This window comes from Leisingera sp. ABM4_101 (assembly GCF_056158725.1).
In genome coordinates, this window is sequence record NZ_JBSWTV010000002.1 from 1,269,511 (window position 1) to 1,289,104 (window position 19,594).

At 61.4% G+C, this 19,594-nt stretch carries 14 protein-coding genes and 1 tRNA gene; 12 read left to right on the forward strand and 3 right to left on the reverse strand.

The window, feature by feature from the left end; genetic code table 11:
- Window positions 1-302: 302 nt before the first annotated feature.
- Both ACXAEK_RS07150 and ACXAEK_RS07155 read right to left on the reverse strand, forming a co-directional pair.
- Window positions 303-722, reverse strand: a complete 420-nt coding sequence (locus tag ACXAEK_RS07150) for a hypothetical protein (RefSeq protein ID WP_475040810.1) — start codon at window positions 720-722, stop codon at window positions 303-305.
- A 194-nt stretch (window positions 723-916) separates the two neighbouring features.
- Complete coding sequence (locus ACXAEK_RS07155; RefSeq protein ID WP_475040812.1) at window positions 917-1,627, reverse strand: lysophospholipid acyltransferase family protein; 711 nt, start codon at window positions 1,625-1,627, stop codon at window positions 917-919.
- Window positions 1,628-1,816: 189 nt separating this feature from the next.
- Between ACXAEK_RS07155 and ACXAEK_RS07160 the strand changes: the two genes are divergently transcribed.
- Window positions 1,817-1,892: transfer RNA gene (locus tag ACXAEK_RS07160), tRNA-Trp, on the forward strand.
- Window positions 1,893-1,951: 59 nt separating this feature from the next.
- Here ACXAEK_RS07160 and ACXAEK_RS07165 read toward each other — a convergent pair.
- Window positions 1,952-4,102 carry an O-linked N-acetylglucosamine transferase, SPINDLY family protein gene (locus tag ACXAEK_RS07165; protein WP_475040813.1) on the reverse strand — a complete coding sequence of 717 codons (2,151 nt, stop codon included), beginning with the start codon at window positions 4,100-4,102 and terminating at the stop codon, window positions 1,952-1,954.
- A 202-nt stretch (window positions 4,103-4,304) separates the two neighbouring features.
- Here ACXAEK_RS07165 and secE point away from each other — a divergent pair, with 202 nt between their 5' ends.
- The 11 genes from secE (at window position 4,305) to rpoC (ending at window position 19,467) form a co-directional block, all read left to right on the forward strand.
- Complete coding sequence (gene secE, locus ACXAEK_RS07170; RefSeq protein ID WP_019298606.1) at window positions 4,305-4,502, forward strand: preprotein translocase subunit SecE; 198 nt, start codon at window positions 4,305-4,307, stop codon at window positions 4,500-4,502.
- 229 nt (window positions 4,503-4,731) lie between these two features.
- Window positions 4,732-5,265, forward strand: coding sequence for a transcription termination/antitermination protein NusG (gene nusG, locus ACXAEK_RS07175; protein ID WP_222456137.1), 534 nt, complete (start codon window positions 4,732-4,734; stop codon window positions 5,263-5,265).
- Between the two features lie 211 nt (window positions 5,266-5,476).
- On the forward strand, window positions 5,477-6,607 hold the full coding sequence (locus ACXAEK_RS07180) for a Hint domain-containing protein (protein ID WP_475040815.1): 1,131 nt from the start codon (window positions 5,477-5,479) through the stop codon (window positions 6,605-6,607).
- Window positions 6,608-6,891: 284 nt separating this feature from the next.
- A complete protein-coding gene (gene rplK / locus ACXAEK_RS07185; RefSeq protein ID WP_039134872.1) occupies window positions 6,892-7,317 on the forward strand; it encodes a 50S ribosomal protein L11 in 426 nt (141 codons plus the stop codon).
- Between the two features lies 1 nt (window position 7,318).
- Window positions 7,319-8,017, forward strand: a complete 699-nt coding sequence (rplA, locus tag ACXAEK_RS07190; RefSeq protein WP_475040816.1) for a 50S ribosomal protein L1 — start codon at window positions 7,319-7,321, stop codon at window positions 8,015-8,017.
- A 208-nt stretch (window positions 8,018-8,225) separates the two neighbouring features.
- Complete coding sequence (locus ACXAEK_RS07195) at window positions 8,226-9,278, forward strand: Hint domain-containing protein (protein WP_475040818.1); 1,053 nt, start codon at window positions 8,226-8,228, stop codon at window positions 9,276-9,278.
- A 304-nt stretch (window positions 9,279-9,582) separates the two neighbouring features.
- Window positions 9,583-10,101 carry a 50S ribosomal protein L10 gene (rplJ, locus tag ACXAEK_RS07200; protein ID WP_475040819.1) on the forward strand — a complete coding sequence of 173 codons (519 nt, stop codon included), beginning with the start codon at window positions 9,583-9,585 and terminating at the stop codon, window positions 10,099-10,101.
- Between the two features lie 81 nt (window positions 10,102-10,182).
- Window positions 10,183-10,557, forward strand: coding sequence for a 50S ribosomal protein L7/L12 (gene rplL, locus ACXAEK_RS07205; RefSeq protein WP_027236232.1), 375 nt, complete (start codon window positions 10,183-10,185; stop codon window positions 10,555-10,557).
- A gap of 248 nt (window positions 10,558-10,805) precedes the next feature.
- The gene (gene rpoB, locus ACXAEK_RS07210; RefSeq protein ID WP_475040822.1) at window positions 10,806-14,942 is read left to right on the forward strand and encodes a DNA-directed RNA polymerase subunit beta; all 4,137 of its coding nucleotides are present in this window, start codon (window positions 10,806-10,808) and stop codon (window positions 14,940-14,942) included.
- Complete coding sequence (locus ACXAEK_RS07215) at window positions 14,939-15,226, forward strand: hypothetical protein (protein ID WP_475040824.1); 288 nt, start codon at window positions 14,939-14,941, stop codon at window positions 15,224-15,226. The genes rpoB and ACXAEK_RS07215 overlap by 4 nt, the downstream gene beginning before the upstream one ends.
- Entirely contained in the window at window positions 15,223-19,467 is a 4,245-nt protein-coding gene (gene rpoC, locus ACXAEK_RS07220) for a DNA-directed RNA polymerase subunit beta' (protein ID WP_475040825.1), read from the forward strand. The genes ACXAEK_RS07215 and rpoC overlap by 4 nt, the downstream gene beginning before the upstream one ends.
- Window positions 19,468-19,594 lie beyond the last annotated feature (127 nt).

The following is a 19,594-nucleotide window of genomic DNA, read 5'->3' on the forward strand; positions in this document are numbered from 1 at the left end:
CGGCAGCACTATACGGCAATCTCAGAACAGGGCAGGAACCGGCCCGGGGCCGGAGGCCGTATTGCAAAAGCTCCAGTGGAGCTTTTGAGGCCGCAGGGAGCGCCAGCTCCGGCTGCTATGCAATCGCGCCCGCCCGTTTTGCCGGAGGCAAACCTCCGGTTCGGCGCAGGCCGGACGCGGCCCGAACGCGCAGCGTCCGGGCGGGGAATAGAATGCGGCCTATTTTCCCCTTAGTGCTTTGATAAACATCAGCCTTGCGGGGATGTCCGCCAGGGCGTGACTCGTATTCTCCGGTGTGGCCTCTATCCGGTATCTGCCGGTGGACAGCTGGGCCGAAGCGACTTCCAGCCCGAATTCTTCGTTAAAATCATATGAACACTTGGCAGCAGGTTCGATTGCTCAAAGACCAGCTTATCTTCGCCGCTCCCCCATTCGTAGATTTTCACAGAAAAGGTGAGCAGGCCTGGGTCATCCGTTGTCTGATTGGGCGGGCTGACGCCGTACCCGTTTCTGGTCAGTTCCCAATAAAGCTCCGTGCTTTTCTGCAGCAGCAAGTACAAGCCGTACTCTTGGGGCCAGAGCAGTTTTGTTTCCAAGGAAACCGTTTTGCGGGACCCAAGATCAATTTCCGTCTCCGCCCGGGCCTCGCCGCAAATCAGGAAAGCGGCAGAAACGGCGAAGAGAGATGCTGCCTGCAGGGGGCGTAGGGTGATGGACTGCATTTTGACCTGTGGAAATTCAAACTGAAAATATGAATGCTGGCTCCAGCCAGCGTTACGCATCTTGCGATTGAATACAATCTGGTGCGGTCTTTACCAGGTCAAAAACCAACGAACTTCTTGCGGACAATCTGCATGCCCGTGCGTTGTATTATGTTCGCAGGGCAGGTAATCCGCCCGCCGCCGCAAACGCCGGCTCAGCCCGCCTGTGTCTTTGGATCCTCACTGCTGCACCCGGCTGCGGCATCCGCGGCATCGGTAATGGTATCCAGCGACGCCTCCAGGCTCAGCCGCAACGCTTCCACCTCTTCTTCGCTCGGCTTCTTCGGAACCTCGTCCGTCCATTCCCGGCACATCAGCACTCCGCGCGAAAACGGCATCGGCAGCATCTGCCGATCCCAGGTCGGCAGCTTCATCACCTTCTTCTCGGCAAAGGCCACGGTGAACACCCGGCAGCCGGTCATCCGCGCCCAGACCACCGGCACGGTCGAAGACACCCGGGCCGGGCCCCGCGGGCCGTCAGCAGCGATACCGATGGAACAGCCCTCCCGGGTGCGGCGCAGCACTTCGCGTGACAGGGCAACGTGGCGCTTGTGGCTGGACATCGGGATGGTTTCGAACCCCAGCCGCACCAGGATCTGCCCGGCCAGCCGCCCGGCGCGGGCGGCGGAGGTGAGCGCGCAGATGCGGCCCAGCGAGGTGTCGAACAGATAAGGCGCCATGATCAGCCGCTGATGCCAGAGCACGAAAATCACCGGCTCGCCGCGGCGCACGCAGGCGTCCATCTCCTCAAACCCGGTGCGGGTCCAGCGGGAGGTGCGGAAGGCGAATCGCACATAGGCGGCAAACAGCCCCTCGATGGCGCGGTTGACCCTTGGGCTGTCGGCGATTTTCTTTCTGAGGCTCACGGGGCTAGGGCTCATTCCTGCAAGGGGCACAGGGGCTTGGCCCCGGCAATTGCCCTGTCATACTGCATGGCTGCGCCGGGGCAAAGCCCAGGGAGAGCCTGTGGCGGGCAAACCGCCCGGGCGGCGCAAGAAAATGCGCTTTTCCCTCTTGCCTCTGCAGCGCACCTGCCGTAGGACATGCCGCACCACAGGGGTATAGCTCAGTTGGTAGAGCGACGGTCTCCAAAACCGTAGGTCGCGGGTTCGAACCCTGCTGCCCCTGCCATTTTCCTGACATTGCAAACAGGGTTCGCCTGTGCGCTTTCCGGGCGCTGGAACGGACGTCTATTCAATTTGCGGCGCAGCTCTGGCGAGGGACAGATGGCCCGGTGGCATTCCGCGCATATGCTGTTCGTATACCGCGTCATAGGCGGTCTCCACCTGCCGGGTGAAAAGGGGAGTGTCGAACAGCGGCGCGGTCTTTTGCTGTGCCATAAGTTTGCCGCGCAGTGCCTTGTAAGCGCCGGCATCGCTGGCCAGTTCCGCGGCCTTGGCTTTGTAATCTTCCATGCTGCCGGCGATCAGGTCCGGAAGGCCGGCAGCCTGCAGCAGGCTTGCGGTCGTGCGTGCGGCCAGCTGCTGCCCGGGCAGGGTGAGGACCGGCAGCCCGGCCGCCAGCGCGCTCCTGGCTTCGGCGGATGCATTAACCGTAAATGTGTCGAGAAACAGATCCGCCGCAGACAGGCCGGCAGGATGTCCATCTACCTTGGGGGTGAAAATCAGCCGGTCCGGGTCGACCCCGCGGGCCGCAGCGGCGCGGCGCAGGTTGGACACCGCGTGGGGGCCATTGTCCAGCAGCCAGAGCGCGCTGCCGGCAGCGCCATCCAGCAGCTGCATCCAGAGATCGAACTCCCGCGGGGTGATCCGGCTGCCGCTGGCAAAGCTGCAGAATACAAAGCCATCCTCCGGCAGGCTGAAGTCCGCCCGGCCGGGTTTGGCGTTTGCGTCAATGGCCGCGCTTGCCATTGCCTGGCAGCTGGCGGGCAGCTGCAGGAGATGTTCGTTGTGGTATCGCTCGCTGCCGGGCGGGCAAACGGTTTCATCGCTGATCAGGTAGTCAAAGGCGGCAGAGCCCATTGTGCCTGGATAGCCCGGCCAGGCGATGTGCAGTGGTGCCAGACGCGCTGCAAAGGGATGTGCCTTGTTGCCATCGCTGTAACCGGACAGATCCACCGCAATGTCCAGCCGGTCCGCCTGAATCGCCGCGGCGCCGTTGCCTGGGGCTGTTCCATCCAACTGCCGGAAAATGGAAACGCAGCTGCTGATTTTGCGGGCCGCTTCGCTGTCCAGGCCGGGGCCTGCGGCATAGGCGCAGACTTCAAACCGGCTGCTGTCGTGCCCGGCGAGCAGGGCGGCGTGCTGATCCAGGACCGCTGCGGCATTTGCGGCAGTGAAGACATAGCCAATCCGCAGACGGGCTGGGCGTTGCTGCGCGGGCGGCTCCGTCTGCAGCACTGCTCCCGGGAACACGTCGCTGGCATAGGCCTGGGCGCGGGCCCTCAGCAGATCCGGGTTGTCTTCCATCAGCATCAGCGCGCTGGGGTCGCAGCCGCCGCAGCGCAGGCCCAGCAGCCGCCGGTGATCTGCGTATTCCTGCATCCAGCGCCAATCGTTCAGCTCCGCAAGCATGTGCAGGCGCTGGGTCCGGGCACGGTCGTCGGACGGCGAGATCCTGAGCATCCGGTCAAAGCAGGGCAGGGCCTCCGCAAACCGTCCCTCGGCCTTCAGCAGCAGGCCAAGCTGGAAATGGGCTTCTGCCAGGTCCGGGTTCAGGCTGGCGGCGCGGGTATAATGCTCCTTCGCCTCGTCTGCTGCGCCAAGGCTGCGCAGCAGGCTGGCGAGGGCAAAGCGGGATGCGGCGTCCTCGGGCGCGATGGAAACTGCCTGGCGCAGCATGACGGCAGCCTCCGCGCTGCGGCCTTCCTGCGGCAGGGCTTCGGCCATGCTGAGCAGGGCGGGAAGGCAATTGGCATCCAGCCCCAGGGCTTTCTGGTACAGGGCGATGGCGTTTTCACGCTGCCCGCGCGCCATCAGAACGCGGCCCATTGCGGCATAGGTTCCGGCGGATTTGGGGTTCAGGCCGCAGGCCTTGTTCAGGCAGGTCGCGGCATTGTCCAGATGTCCGGCGGCCAGATGGCAGCGGCCCAGGAAGTCCCATAGAAAATGCAATTCGCGGAATGTCTTGAGCAGGGCGCCGCAGCTTTCAGCCGCATCAAAGTGGCGTCCGGCCGCCAGAGCTGACTCCAGCTCTTCCTTGGTGTCATCTGACGGTTCCCGCTGTTCACGCAGGCGCCCGCGCAGCAACTCCAGTGCTTGCATGGCGCGGGTATTCCTGGGGTTGCGGGCCAGGATGCCGGAATAGGCCAGGACGGCATCCTCAAATTTGGAATCGCGTTCCAGTTGTTCGGCCTGGGATAAGGAAAATGCGGGTGTCATGGCATCCTGTCTCATTCATCAACACGAAAAAAGCCTGCGCGGCGCATCAAGGGGCCGGGGCTGCTAAAGTCAGTTTTGCAGGAAGTGGATTAAAATTGGATTGACCGCGCGGACGCTGCCTGCGCAACAGCGGGGCGGGGCTTGAATTCAGCGGCGGCAGGCGTTACATCGCCTGCACTGCTAGCAGAGAGACTCCCCCGGTATGGCGACTATCAACCCCGTTCAGTTCATCCAGCAGGTTCGCGCCGAAGTATCCAAGGTCGTTTGGCCGACCCGCCGCGAAGTGCTGCTGACCACGGTCATGGTGTTTATCATGGCGGCGCTGACGGCGCTGTTCTTTGCGCTGGTCGATCTGCTGATCCGCTTTGGCCTGCAAGGGCTTCTGGGGATGTTCGGCTAAGCCCGCAGCGGTACTGAGGCTCCCTATGCGGCTGCTGCGCAGGCCTTGATCTTGGCGGCCCTTGATCTTGGATGTGATGGGCGGTAGGGAACCGGAACTATTGAGGCGGGCGTGCAGCGATTCGGTTTGCACGCCGCTTTTTGTTGGAGAGCGCAGCCATTGGGCTGCAGCGGGATGATTTAGCAGCGGCGCGGCATAGGCCCGCCCGGCAGAACAAGGACAACGGTTCATGGCGAAACGGTGGTATTCGGTCAGCGTTCTTTCGAACTTCGAAAAGAAAATCGCAGAGCAGATCCGCACCTCGGTCGCAGAACAGGGCCTTGAGGACGAGATCGACGAGGTGCTGGTCCCCACCGAAGAGGTGATCGAGATCCGCCGCGGCAAGAAGGTCTCGACCGAGCGCCGTTTCATGCCCGGCTACGTGCTGGTGCATATGGAAATGTCCGACCGCGGCTATCACCTGATTTCCTCGATCAACCGCGTCACCGGTTTCCTCGGCCCGCAGGGCCGCCCGATGCCGATGCGCGACGCAGAGGTGCAGGGCATCTTGGGCCGCGTCGAGGAAGGCGTCGAGGCGCCGCGCACCCTGATCACATTCGAGGTCGGCGAGAAGGTCAAGGTCAACGACGGCCCGTTCGAGGATTTCGACGGCATGGTCGAAGAGGTCGACGACGACAACCAGAAGCTCAAGGTCACCGTGTCCATCTTCGGTCGCGAGACCCCGGTGGAACTGGATTTCACCCAGGTGACCAAGCAGGGGTGATAAGTCCTAATAGTTTGGAATATTAGGTGCCGCGGGGTCCAGCCTTGCGGCATTTTCGTTGCTTTGGCCTCGGCGCTCGTGAGCGCGCGCGGGGGGGGGCGCCGGGCGTTGAATCCGTGATTAACGAGCCGGTAGAATTGTTCGGGTAACGTACTGCCGCAAATGGCTTTCGCTTGGAACGGCGAAAGCTGGGTTATGCGGAGCGCGTGGTATGGCGACGACTTTCAATGTGATCTCACTCGGCAATCTGGCCGATATGGATACCATTGAAGGCAATGACGTGGCTGAAAATGCCTCGGCGCTGGTGGGCACGACGCTGGGTGGTGTTGGCGATGCGCTGGTTGATGATTTTGTTTCCTTCTCACCCGGGACTGGCAGCTATGGCGGCGGGGCGGCCAGTTATTTTGATCAGGACAACGCACCGGCCGAGAATTTTCGCATTGACGGCGGCGCGGATCAAGCTTTTGACAGCGCGGCCCGGTTCAATGTCACGATAACATATATCGACGGGACAACAGCGACGGCGAATGTCGCGATTTTTCAGGATGTCCTGGGCAATACCTATCTGGCGCCGGAAACCAGTCAGAACGCTAATCAGGATGCGCTTGAGGCCGCGCCAATCCGTTCGATCAGATTGGACAGTTTGACTCATGACACCACATCCGGTCTGTATGCATCGCGGGATGCCTTTGAATTTGCAACCTGCTACGTGCCGGGAGTCCGGATAGAGACCCCATCAGGGGCCCGGAGGGTCGAAACCTTGCGCCCTGGTGACTATGTGCTGACCAAGGATCACGGTCCTCAGCAAGTCCGCTGGACGCATTGTGGCGATCATTCGCTTGATGCGGCGGGCGATCACGCCAAGCCGGTTCTGATCAAGGCTGGGTCTCTGGGTGCTGGGCGGCCCGCACAGGATCTGACGGTTTCGCCCCAGCACCGGATACTGGTTGGTGAGGCAGGGCAGCTGCACCGCGAATTCTTGCACAGCGGGCTTGCCCCGGCCAAGTCGCTGACCGCGGCGCCGGGGATCCGTCATATGCTGGGAAAGACCAGGGCGACCTGGGTTCACTTTGCGTGCGACCAGCATGAGATTGTAATCGCCAACGGCTGCTTTTCAGAATCCTTGCTGCTGGGGCCGATGGTACTGCAGGGGCTGCCGCGCGCCGGCCGCCAGCAGCTGGCAGGTATTTACGGCCCGGTGCCGGGACCCGAAGGCGCGCTAAACGGCGCGCCGGCGCGTAAATGCCTGACGGTCAAGGCAGCACAGCAAAAAATCCTTCAATACCGGACCCGTCAAAGGGGAAATCCGCACCTATCGGCAAATGCGGCCGCCTTGACTTAGCATCTTCCTGCCGACTTGCGGGTCGGGCACGCATGGCGGCCTGGCATTTGGTCCTGCAGCCGATGGCGGGGCAGAAGGATCCTCTGCAGGGCGGAGGGGATGATGCTGCCACTTGATTGCTTGTCTCACCCACTTGCCAACCCCGCCGTTCCCCTGTAAACGCCGCCTCTATCGTCTTCGGGCGAGATTCTCTCGTGGGAGATGGACGGATCGCGATCCTGAAATCCGACCACGCAACATTCTCCGGGCAGGACGCGTCCCGCCCTCGTTGAAAGGACAACCAAATGGCTAAGAAGCTTGTTGGTTCGATGAAGCTGCAGGTTCCTGCAGGTCAGGCAAACCCCTCTCCGCCCGTCGGCCCGGCGCTGGGTCAGCGCGGCATCAACATCATGGAATTCTGCAAGGCGTTCAACGCCAAGACCGCAGACATGGAGCCCGGCGCGCCGTGCCCGACCGTGATCACCTACTATCAGGACAAGTCCTTCACCATGGACATCAAGACGCCGCCCGCGTCTTACTACCTGAAGAAGGCGGCCAAGGTGAAATCCGGCGCGAACAACCCGTCGCGTGAAACCGTCGGCACCGTGTCCGTGGCCCAGGTGAAGGAAATCGCCGAAGCCAAGATGAAAGATCTGAACGCCAACGACATCGACGCGGCAATGCAGATCATCCTGGGCTCTGCCCGCTCCATGGGCATCGAGGTGAAGTAAGATGGCAAAGCTCGGTAAACGCACCCGCGCCGCGCGCGAAGCTTTCGCAGGCAAAGAAAACCTGTCCGTGGAAGAAGCAGTTGCCCTGGTGAAAGCCAACGCAACCACCAAATTCGACGAGACCATCGAGATCGCGATGAACCTGGGCGTCGACACCCGCCACGCAGACCAGATGGTCCGCGGTGTGGTCGGCCTGCCGAACGGCACCGGCAAGGACATGCGCGTTGCAGTCTTCGCCCGCGGCCCGAAAGCGGAAGAAGCGCAGGCAGCCGGTGCAGACATCGTCGGCGCCGAAGACCTGATGGAAGCGATCCAGGGCGGCAAGATCGACTTTGACCGCTGCATCGCCACCCCGGACATGATGCCGGTCGTCGGCCGTCTGGGTAAAATCCTGGGCCCGCGCAACCTGATGCCGAACCCGAAGGTCGGCACCGTGACCATGGACGTGAAAGCGGCCGTGGAAGCAGCCAAGGGCGGCGAAGTCCAGTTCAAAGCGGAAAAAGGCGGCGTTGTGCACGCCGGCGTCGGCAAAGCGTCCTTTGACGAAGCTAAGCTGGTCGAGAACGTCCGTGCCTTCGTGTCGGCCGTGGCCAAAGCCAAGCCGTCGGGCGCAAAAGGCGCTTATATGAAAAAGATCAACCTGTCCTCGACCATGGGTCCGGGCATCACGGTTGACGTGGACAACGCTGTTACCGAGTAATCGGGCGGCCTTGCCAGACTTCGAAGCCCCGGATGTGCAAACGTCCGGGGCTTTTTCTTTGGGGCTGGTCTTGGGCAGGGGGGGGGCTTGCAATCCGGCCCCGGGGCAGGTTTCCGCCGCTCGTGCGCGCAGGCCTTCTCACGGAAATTTCATACGGTTATCCTTGGGTAAATCTTGTTCAGGCCTCACCGGAGAATATTTGCGGCCCATGACACTACGCAGTTTCTTTGCACAGGACAGTTCCAGCCTCATTGTTGAATTGAGCTCCAGCGGCGCGATCGTTGGCAATCCGATCATCAACAATTCGGACACTCCGGACGGCACGGTCTTCACCTATTCCGGCGGAACAGGAACCACGGTGACGCTGGACGATACCGGGGGCGGGCGGAACCGGTTTAACGATGACCGGGAAGACGACCATATCATCACCGATGGCGGCGGCATCGTGGCCGATGGCACCGAAGTGGAGGCGGAGTTGCAGATTCGGGTCCGGCAGCTGGATGGCGACGGCAATCCCGCGGGGCCTGAAATAACCATCTATGTCTTTTCCCAGAACGGGCAAACGTCCAATGTTTGGGGTTATGCCGCCAGCGCACCGCTTGAGAGCGGCTTTTCGTATGTGAAGGTTGGCGGCTCCAACACTGGAACTGCCCGATACAACGACTTTGTCACCTGCTTTGGCGATGGCACCCTGATCGAGACCGCTGACGGTCCGGTTCCCGTTGAGGATCTGACCCCGGGGCAGCTCGTCTGGACAAAGGATGGCGGCCTTCAGCCCATCCGCTGGATGTCATCCGTTGAGGTGGCGGGCAGCGGTGCATTCGCCCCGGTGGTGTTTGCGCCGGGGGCTATCGGAAACGGCCGGGAGCTGGTTTTGTCTCAGCAGCACCGGGTGCACTTCGAGCTGCCGGTTGCCGAGATGCTGTTCAGCCGGGCCGAGGTTCTGGTCGCCGCCAAGCACCTTTGCGGACTTCCAGGCGTCGCCATCCGTGCTCAGGAGACGGTCCGCTACCATCATGTCATGTTCGACCGTCACCACATCCTAAGGTCAAACGGCGTGCTGACAGAGAGTTTCTTTCTGGCGGCGGGTTCCGTGGCAGCCTTGGGGGCCAGCCAGCGCCGCGAGCTGTTGGTGCTGTTCCCGGAGCTGGCCGGGGGCGCTGGCGCCTTTGGCGAAACCGCAGCCATGACGCTGAGCGCGGCGGAGGCCCGGGTGCTTCGCGGCTGCCTGACACCAGGGGTGCTGGCGGCGGCTGCCTGAGCTGCGGCGATTATACCCGGCGGGGCAGATTTGCCCTTGGAAATCCCTGCAAATGGGACTATCCACTGCCTTGAGATAAAGCGTGCAATTCGTCGTGCGCTTTATTTCATTTCGTCCAAGATGGTGGGTGGCCTCCGATCTGGCCTTAATTTCCCTCCTGAGACGGGTACAGACCAAGAAGATCGGGGGTTTTCATTCCCTCGGGCGGATTTGGCTCATCCCGTAAAACGGACCTGAACGCCGGGCCATCTGGTTCGGCAAATATGAGCCGGGATGTGTAAGCATCCCTAACTTGGAGAGAACTGTGGATAGAGCCCAGAAAGAGAAAGTGGTCGAGGAACTCGGCCAGATCTTCGAAAGCTCTGGCGTCGTGGTGGTAGCTCACTACGCCGGTCTGACAGTTGCCGAGATGCAGGATCTGCGCGCACGTGCCCGTGACGCGAACAGCTCCGTGCGTGTTGCCAAAAACAGGCTCGCCAAAATCGCCCTCGAGGGTAAGCCGTGTGCAAGCATGGCCGACCTGCTGACAGGGATGACCGTTCTGACCTATTCGGAAGACCCTGTGTCCGCTGCAAAAGTGGCCGAGGGTTTCGCCAAGGATAACAAAAAGTTTGAGATCCTCGGCGGTGCAATGGGTGAGAATGCTCTGGACCGCGCAGGCGTCGAAACTGTGTCCAAAATGCCGTCCCGCGACGAGCTCATCGCTCAGATCGCAAGCTGCATTGGCGCACCTGCTTCGAACATCGCCGGCGCAATTGGCGCACCTGCAAGCAACATCGCAAGCATCCTTTCGACCATCGAAGAGAAGGCGGAAGCTGCGTAAGCGGTTGGCACTGAATGACTGGCGTGGGGAAATGTCCCGCACGTTGGAACACACATACTGTAAACGGAAAGAGCTGATACAATGGCTGATCTGAAAGCACTCGCAGAAAGCATCGTGGGTCTGACCCTGCTGGAAGCACAAGAACTGAAAACCATCCTGAAAGACGAATACGGCATCGAGCCCGCAGCTGGCGGCGCAGTTGTCATGGCAGCTGGCGGCGACGCCGGCGGTGCAGCTGAAGAAGAAAAGACCGAATTCGACGTCGTTCTGAAGAACGCCGGCGCTTCCAAGATCAACGTGATCAAAGAAGTTCGCGGCATCACCGGCCTGGGCCTGAAAGAAGCCAAAGAGCTGGTCGAAGCAGGCGGCAAAATCAAAGAAGGCATCGACAAAGCCGAAGCAGAAGACATCAAAGCCAAGCTGGAAGCAGCTGGCGCCGAAGTCGAGCTGGCCTAAGTCCTGCCTCTGGTGCATCGCGGATGCATCGGAAATTTGGCTGGGTCCGGATTTTTCCGGGCCCAGCCGAACCTGTCTTAGAAAGGGCCTCATCCAAGAGGCGTTTTCTTAGGCGGAGTTCAAAGGATCGGGAGGCTGCCTTCGGGACGGTGGCCATGAATTGATCCGAACGCGCTGTCTCGTATGGGCAAGGAGCCGGGGCCCGGCGGCTTCCTTGACCGGTGAGAACTCGAAAGGTGACATCTGACATGGCTCAATCGTTCCTTGGCCAGAAACGTCTACGTAAATATTACGGCAAAATCCGCGAAGTGCTGGAGATGCCGAACCTCATCGAGGTGCAGAAATCTTCTTATGACCTGTTCCTGCGCTCCGGCGATGCAGCAGAGCCGCTGGACGGCGAAGGCATCAAAGGCGTGTTCCAGTCGGTATTCCCGATCAAGGATTTCAACGAAACCTCCGTTCTGGAGTTCGTGAAATACTCGTTCGAGAAGCCGAAATACGACGTCGAAGAGTGCATGCAGCGCGACATGACCTACTCGGCGCCGCTGAAGGTCACCCTGCGCCTGATCGTGTTTGATGTCGATGAGGACACCGGCGCGAAGTCGGTGAAGGACATCAAGGAACAGGACGTCTTCATGGGCGACATGCCCCTGATGACCCCGAACGGCACCTTCATCGTGAACGGCACCGAGCGCGTGATCGTGTCCCAGATGCACCGCTCGCCGGGCGTGTTCTTCGACCACGACAAAGGCAAGACCCACTCCTCGGGCAAGCTGCTGTTTGCCTGCCGCATCATCCCGTACCGCGGCTCCTGGCTGGACTTTGAGTTCGACGCCAAGGACATCGTCTTTGCCCGTATCGACCGCCGCCGCAAACTGCCGGTGACCACCCTGCTGTACGCCCTGGGCCTGGACCAGGAAGGCATCATGGATGCCTATTACAACACCGTGCAGTTCAAGCTGGAGAAATCCCGCGGCTGGGTCACCCCGTTCTTCCCGGAACGCGTGCGCGGCACCCGCCCGACCTACGACCTGGTGGACGCTGCCACCGGCGAGATCATCTGCGAAGCCGGCAAGAAGGTTACTCCGCGCGCCGTCAAGAAGATGATCGAAGAAGGCACCATCACCGAGCTGCTGGTCCCCTTCGAGCACATCGTCGGGAAATATGTCTCCAAGGACATCATCAACGAAGACAACGGCGCAATCTATGTCGAGGCTGGTGATGAACTGACCCTGGAATACGACAAGGACGGCGAACTGATCGGCGGCTCCCTGAAGGAACTGCTGGACGCTGGCATCACCGACATTCCGGTTCTGGACATCGACAACGTCAACGTCGGTCCCTACATGCGCAACACCATGGCGCAGGACAAGAACCTGGACCGCAACAGCGCGCTGATGGACATCTACCGCGTGATGCGCCCGGGCGAGCCGCCCACCGTCGAAGCCGCTTCCGCGCTGTTCGACACCCTGTTCTTCGATTCTGAGCGTTACGACCTCAGCGCCGTTGGCCGTGTCAAAATGAACATGCGCCTGGCACTAGACGCCGAAGACACCCAGCGCACCCTTCGCAAGGAAGACATTGTCGCCTGTATCAAGGCGCTGGTCGACCTGCGTGACGGCCGCGGCGATGTCGACGACATCGACCATCTGGGCAACCGCCGCGTGCGTTCCGTCGGCGAGCTGATGGAAAACCAGTACCGCGTCGGCCTGCTGCGCATGGAGCGTGCGATCAAGGAACGGATGTCCTCCGTCGAGATCGACACCGTGATGCCGCAGGATCTGATCAACGCGAAACCGGCTGCGGCTGCTGTGCGTGAATTCTTCGGCTCCTCGCAGCTGTCGCAGTTCATGGACCAGACCAACCCGCTGTCGGAAGTCACCCACAAACGCCGCCTCTCGGCGCTTGGCCCGGGCGGTCTGACCCGCGAGCGCGCCGGCTTTGAGGTCCGCGACGTGCACCCGACCCACTATGGCCGGATGTGCCCGATTGAGACCCCGGAAGGCCCGAACATTGGCCTGATCAACTCGCTGGCGACCTTCGCGCGCGTCAACAAATACGGCTTCATTGAAACCCCCTACCGGGTGGTGAACGAAGGCCAGGTGACCGACGAAGTGCACTACATGTCGGCAACCGAGGAAATGCGCCATACCGTGGCGCAGGCGAACGCGACCCTGGACGAGAGCGGCAAGTTCATCAACGACCTGGTGTCGACCCGCCAGTCCGGCGACTACACCCTGGCGCCGCGCGAAAGCGTGGACCTGATCGACGTGTCGCCGAAGCAGCTGGTCTCGGTCGCTGCCTCGCTGATCCCGTTCCTGGAAAACGACGACGCCAACCGCGCTCTGATGGGCTCGAACATGCAGCGTCAGGCGGTTCCGCTGCTGCGTGCAGAGGCGCCGCTGGTCGGCACCGGCATCGAGGAAAAGGTTGCGATCGATTCCGGCGCAGCCATCCAGGCGAAACGCGCGGGCATCATCGACCAGGTGGATGCACAGCGTATCGTGATCCGTGCCACCTCCGATCTGGAGCTGGGCGACGCGGGCGTTGACATCTACCGTCTGCGCAAGTTCCAGCGTTCCAACCAGAACACCACCATCAACCAGAAGCCTCTGGTCAAGGTGGGCGACACCGTTGCCAAGGGCGAGGTTATCGCCGACGGCCCGTCGACCGATATGGGCGAACTGGCACTGGGCAAAAACGTGGTCGTCGCGTTCATGCCGTGGAACGGCTACAACTACGAAGACTCGATCCTGATCTCCGAGCGCATCGCGCGTGACGACGTCTTCACCTCGGTCCACATCGAGGAATTCGAAGTCGCCGCCCGTGACACTAAGCTTGGGCCGGAAGAAATCACCCGCGACATCCCCAACGTCGGCGAGGAAGCCCTGCGCAACCTCGACGAGGCGGGCATTGTCTACATCGGTGCCGATGTGGAGCCGGGCGACATTCTGGTTGGCAAGATCACTCCGAAGGGCGAAAGCCCGATGACCCCGGAAGAAAAGCTGCTGCGCGCCATCTTTGGTGAAAAAGCATCTGACGTGCGCGACACCTCGCTGCGCGTGAAGCCGGGCGATTACGGAACCGTGGTCGAGGTACGCGTCTTCAACCGCCACGGCGTGGAAAAAGACGAGCGTGCGCTTCAGATCGAGCGTGAGGAAGTTGAGCGTCTGGCCCGCGACCGGGACGACGAACTGGCGATCCTGGACCGCAACATCTATGCCCGCCTGCACGGCATGCTGCTGGGCAAGACCGCGGTCAAGGGCCCGAAAGGCGTGCGCGCCGGTGCCCCGATCGACCAGGACATGCTGGACAGCCTGTCCCGCGGCCAGTGGTGGATGCTTGCCCTTGAGGATGAGCAGGACGCCCAGGTTGTCGAGGCCCTGAACGAGCAGTACGAGGCGCAGAAGCGTGCTCTGGACGCCCGTTTTGAGGATAAGGTCGAGAAGGTCCGCCGCGGCGACGACCTGCCGCCGGGTGTGATGAAGATGGTCAAGGTCTTCATCGCGGTGAAGCGCAAGCTGCAGCCGGGCGACAAGATGGCCGGCCGTCACGGCAACAAAGGTGTGATCTCGAAAGTGGTGCCGATGGAGGACATGCCGTTCCTCGCCGATGGTACTCCGGTCGACTTCTGCCTCAACCCGCTGGGCGTGCCGTCGCGTATGAACGTCGGTCAGATCCTGGAGACCCACATGGGCTGGGCCGCACGCGGCCTCGGCATCAAGGTGGATGACGCGCTGCAGGAATACCGCCGCTCGGGCGACCTGACCCCGGTCCGTGAAGCGATGCACCACGCCTATGGCGACGATGTCTATGACGAAGGCATCGCCAATATGGACGAGGCAACGCTGGTTGAGGCCGCAGGCAACGTGACCCGCGGTGTGCCGATTGCGACCCCGGTCTTTGACGGCGCCAAGGAAGACGATGTGAACAACGCCCTGGTGCGTGCGGGCTTTGACCAGTCCGGCCAGTCGATCCTGTTCGACGGCCGCACCGGCGAGCAGTTCGCGCGTCCGGTGACCGTCGGCATCAAGTACCTGCTGAAGCTGCACCACCTGGTGGACGACAAGATCCACGCGCGTTCCACCGGCCCGTACTCGCTGGTTACCCAGCAGCCGCTGGGCGGTAAGGCGCAGTTCGGCGGTCAGCGCTTTGGTGAGATGGAAGTCTGGGCTCTGGAAGCCTATGGCGCCGCCTACACCCTGCAGGAGATGCTCACCGTCAAATCGGATGACGTCGCCGGCCGGACCAAGGTCTATGAGTCGATCGTCAAGGGCGAGGATAACTTCGAGGCGGGCGTGCCGGAATCGTTCAACGTTCTGGTCAAAGAAGTCCGCGGCCTCGGCCTGAACATGGAACTCCTGGATGCGGAGGTTGAGGAGTGAACCCATTCGTACTTCCACCTCGTATCGATAGTGGAGAGTTTGGCCTAGGTGAGGACAGCGCTTCTTGGAAAGAGGTTAGCTGGAATCACCTGGACCAGGGCTTGAGCAATGGAGAAGGCATGACGACTACAAGTATTGGAACCGCAACCATTTGCGGAAGAAATGTTCGCTTCGTCATGGGCATTCGTGATGAAGATCAGGTGCCATTTCTCTCCTACACTGTATTTGCGCCTGTCGGAAAGCAAAGCTGGTGCTCGTTTAATTTCGCGGAGGTTCAAAAATGAACCAGGAAATCACCAACAACCCGTTCAACCCGCTGACGCCGCCGAAGGTCTTTGATGAAATCAAAGTCTCGCTGGCCAGCCCGGAACGGATCCTGTCTTGGTCCTATGGTGAGATCAAGAAACCGGAAACCATCAACTACCGGACCTTCAAGCCGGAGCGCGACGGCCTGTTCTGCGCCCGCATCTTCGGCCCGATCAAAGACTACGAATGCCTGTGCGGCAAATATAAGCGGATGAAGTACCGTGGCGTCGTCTGCGAAAAATGCGGCGTCGAGGTCACCCTGCAGAAAGTGCGCCGCGAGCGCATGGGCCACATCGAACTGGCCGCACCCGTTGCGCACATCTGGTTCCTGAAGTCGCTGCCGTCCCGCATCGGCCTGATGCTGGACATGACCCTGCGCGATCTGGAACGGGTTCTGTACTTTGAAAACTACGTTGTCATCGAGCCGGGCCTGACCGACCTCAGCTACGGTCAGATGATGACCGAAGAAGAGTACATGGACGCCCAGGACGCCTATGGCATGGACGCCTTCACCGCCAACATCGGCGCTGAAGCGATCCGTGACATGCTGGCCCAGATCGACCTGGAATCGGAAGCCGAAACGCTGCGCGCCGAACTGGCCGAAGCAACCGGCGAACTGAAGCCCAAGAAGATCATCAAGCGTCTGAAAGTTGTGGAATCCTTCCTGGAATCGGGCAACCGTCCGGAATGGATGATCATGACCGTGATCCCGGTCATTCCGCCGGAACTGCGCCCGCTGGTTCCGCTGGACGGTGGCCGCTTTGCGACCTCCGACCTGAACGACCTGTACCGCCGCGTGATCAACCGGAACAACCGCCTGAAGCGGCTGATCGAACTGCGCGCGCCGGACATCATCGTCCGCAATGAAAAGCGGATGCTGCAGGAATCCGTTGACGCGCTGTTCGACAACGGCCGCCGCGGCCGCGTCATCACCGGCGCTAACAAGCGACCGCTGAAGTCGCTGTCCGACATGCTGAAAGGCAAGCAGGGCCGCTTCCGCCAGAACCTTCTGGGTAAGCGCGTCGACTTCTCCGGCCGTTCGGTGATTGTGACCGGTCCGGAACTGAAGCTGCACCAGTGCGGCCTGCCCAAGAAGATGGCGCTGGAGCTGTTCAAGCCCTTCATCTACTCGCGCCTTGAAGCCAAGGGTCTGTCTTCGACTGTGAAACAGGCGAAGAAACTGGTCGAAAAAGAGCGTCCCGAGGTTTGGGATATCCTGGATGAGGTGATCCGCGAGCACCCGGTGATGCTGAACCGCGCGCCGACGCTTCACCGTCTGGGTATCCAGGCGTTCGAACCCACGCTGATCGAAGGCAAGGCGATCCAGCTGCACCCGCTGGTCTGCTCGGCGTTCAACGCGGACTTCGACGGCGACCAGATGGCTGTTCACGTCCCGCTGAGCCTTGAGGCCCAGCTGGAAGCGCGCGTCCTGATGATGTCGACCAACAACGTTCTGTCGCCCGCAAACGGCGCACCGATCATCGTTCCGTCGCAGGATATGATCCTGGGTCTCTACTATGTGACCCTGGAACGCGAAGGCATGCCCGGTGAAGGCAAGATCTTTGGCACCATCGACGAGGTTCAGCACGCGCTGGACGCCGGCGAAGTGCACCTGCACACCAAGATCACTGCGCGGATTACTCAGATTGATGAGGAAGGCAACGAGGTTCTCAAGCGCTTTGAGACCACCCCGGGCCGTGTCCGCCTGGGCGCGCTGCTGCCGAAAAACGCCAAGGCGCCGTTTGAACTGGTCAACCGCCTCTTGCGGAAGAAAGAGGTTCAGCAGGTCATCGACACCGTCTACCGCTACTGCGGCCAGAAAGAGTCGGTTATCTTCTGTGACCAGATCATGACCATGGGTTTCCGCGAAGCGTTCAAGGCCGGCATCTCGTTCGGCAAGGACGACATGGTGATCCCGGACGGCAAGTGGACCATCGTCGACGACACCCGCGATCAGGTGAAAGACTTTGAACAGCAGTACATGGACGGCCTGATCACCCAGGGCGAAAAGTACAACAAAGTTGTCGACGCCTGGTCGAAGTGTAACGACAAGGTCACCGAGGCGATGATGGGCTCGATCTCCGCTGACAAGCGGGACGAAAACGGCGCCGTGATGGAACCGAACTCGGTCTACATGATGGCCCACTCTGGTGCGCGTGGCTCGGTTACGCAGATGAAGCAGCTGGGTGGCATGCGCGGCCTGATGGCCAAGCCGAACGGCGACATCATCGAGACTCCGATCATCTCGAACTTTAAAGAAGGCCTGACCGTTCTCGAGTACTTCAACTCGACCCACGGTGCCCGTAAAGGTCTGTCGGATACCGCGCTTAAGACGGCGAACTCGGGTTACCTGACCCGCCGTCTGGTGGACGTGGCGCAGGACTGCATCGTTCGCGAGATCGATTGCGGCACCGAGCGTGCGATCACCGCAGAAGCGGCTGTGAACGACGGCGAGGTTGTGGCCAGCTTGGGCGAGCGCATCCTGGGCCGTGTGGCTGCGGATGACATCAAGCGTCCTGGCACCGACGAGATAATCGTGGCCGCAGGCCAGTTGATCGATGAGCGCATGGCGGATGCAGTGGAAGAGGCCGGCGTGCAGTCGACCCGCATCCGCTCGCCGCTGACCTGTGAGAGCGAAGAGGGCGTCTGCGCCATGTGCTACGGCCGTGACCTGGCCCGCGGCACCCGCGTCAACACCGGCGAGGCCGTCGGCATCATCGCGGCGCAGTCGATCGGTGAACCCGGCACCCAGCTGACCATGCGGACCTTCCACATCGGCGGCGTTGCCCAGGGTGGCCAGCAGTCGTTCCTGGAAGCAAGCCAGGAAGGCAAGATCGTCTTCGAGATGCCGCAGACCCTGGAGAACGCCAACGGCGAGACCCTGGTTGTCGGCCGCAACATGAAGCTGATCATCCAGGACGAGCACGGCGAAGAGCGCGCCAGCCACAAGCTGGGCTACGGCTCCAAGCTGTTCGTCAAGGAAGGCCAGAATGTTGCCCGCGGCGACAAGCTGTTCGAATGGGATCCCTATACCCTGCCGATCATCGCCGAGAAGCCGGGTACGGCTAAGTATGTCGACCTGATCTCGGGCCTGGCGGTCCGCGACGAGACCGACGAAGCCACCGGCATGACCCAGAAGATCGTGATCGACTGGCGTGCGGCTCCGAAAGGTTCCGACCTGAAGCCGGAAATCATCCTGGTGGACGGCAATGGCGAGCCGGTGCGCAACGATGCTGGCAACCCGCTGACCTACCCGATGTCCGTGGACGCCATCCTGTCGGTCGAAGACGGCCAGCAGATCATGGCAGGTGACGTTGTTGCGCGTATCCCGCGTGAAGGCGCCAAGACCAAGGACATTACCGGTGGTCTGCCGCGCGTTGCGGAACTGTTCGAAGCCCGCCGCCCGAAAGATCACGCGATCATCGCCGAAATTGATGGTTACGTGCGCTTTGGCCGCGACTACAAGAACAAGCGCCGTATCGCGATCGAGCCGTCGGACGAGTCGATGGAAGCCGTCGAATACATGGTGCCCAAGGGCAAGCACATTCCGGTTCAGGAAGGTGATTTTGTCCAGAAGGGCGACTACATCATGGACGGCAACCCGGCGCCGCATGACATCCTGTCCATCATGGGTGTCGAGGCACTGGCGAACTACATGATCGACGAGGTTCAGGACGTCTACCGCCTGCAGGGTGTGAAGATCAACGACAAGCACATCGAGGTGATCGTCCGCCAGATGCTGCAGAAGTGGGAGATCTCCAACTCCGGCGACACCACGCTGCTGAAAGGCGAACACGTGGACAAGCAGGAGTTCGACGCCGCCAACGAGAAGGCCCTTGCCCGCGGCAAGCGTCCGGCGCAGGGCGAACCAATTCTGCTCGGCATCACCAAGGCGTCGCTGCAGACCCGCTCCTTCATCTCGGCAGCCTCCTTCCAGGAGACCACCCGGGTTCTCACCGAGGCCTCGGTGCAGGGCAAGAAGGACAAGCTGGTCGGCCTCAAGGAGAACGTCATCGTGGGCCGCCTGATCCCGGCCGGCACCGGCGGCGCCACCCAGCGGGTGCGCCAGATCGCCCAGGGCCGCGACAACGTGGTTCTGGAAGCCCGCCGCGAGGAAGCCGAAGCCGCTGCAGCCCTGGCTGCGCCGGTGATGGATGACGGCGTGGTGGACGAGGGCGGCCTGGACAACCTGGTCGACACTCCGGAAAGCCGCGACTAATCCCTGGCGCCGAAAGTCATGAAAAAGCCCCCGTATGCCACATGCGGGGGCTTTTTTGTGTTCTGAACCGCGGCTATGTGTTGGTTGAGGGAAGCGGATCAGCACATGTTCCGCGGGCAGGGGGCGC

Coding starts and splice junctions, on each gene's coding strand:
- rpoC (WP_475040825.1), top strand. CDS start 15,223: ATGAACCAGGAAATCACCAACAACCCGTTCAACCCGCTGACGCCGCCG.
- nusG (WP_222456137.1), top strand. CDS start 4,732: ATGGCGAAACGGTGGTATTCGGTCAGCGTTCTTTCGAACTTCGAAAAG.
- ACXAEK_RS07180 (WP_475040815.1), top strand. CDS start 5,477: ATGGCGACGACTTTCAATGTGATCTCACTCGGCAATCTGGCCGATATG.
- ACXAEK_RS07195 (WP_475040818.1), top strand. CDS start 8,226: ATGACACTACGCAGTTTCTTTGCACAGGACAGTTCCAGCCTCATTGTT.
- rplL (WP_027236232.1), top strand. CDS start 10,183: ATGGCTGATCTGAAAGCACTCGCAGAAAGCATCGTGGGTCTGACCCTG.
- ACXAEK_RS07150 (WP_475040810.1), bottom strand. CDS start 722: ATGCAGTCCATCACCCTACGCCCCCTGCAGGCAGCATCTCTCTTCGCC.
- secE (WP_019298606.1), top strand. CDS start 4,305: ATGGCGACTATCAACCCCGTTCAGTTCATCCAGCAGGTTCGCGCCGAA.
- rplA (WP_475040816.1), top strand. CDS start 7,319: ATGGCAAAGCTCGGTAAACGCACCCGCGCCGCGCGCGAAGCTTTCGCA.
- ACXAEK_RS07165 (WP_475040813.1), bottom strand. CDS start 4,102: ATGACACCCGCATTTTCCTTATCCCAGGCCGAACAACTGGAACGCGAT.
- rplK (WP_039134872.1), top strand. CDS start 6,892: ATGGCTAAGAAGCTTGTTGGTTCGATGAAGCTGCAGGTTCCTGCAGGT.
- rpoB (WP_475040822.1), top strand. CDS start 10,806: ATGGCTCAATCGTTCCTTGGCCAGAAACGTCTACGTAAATATTACGGC.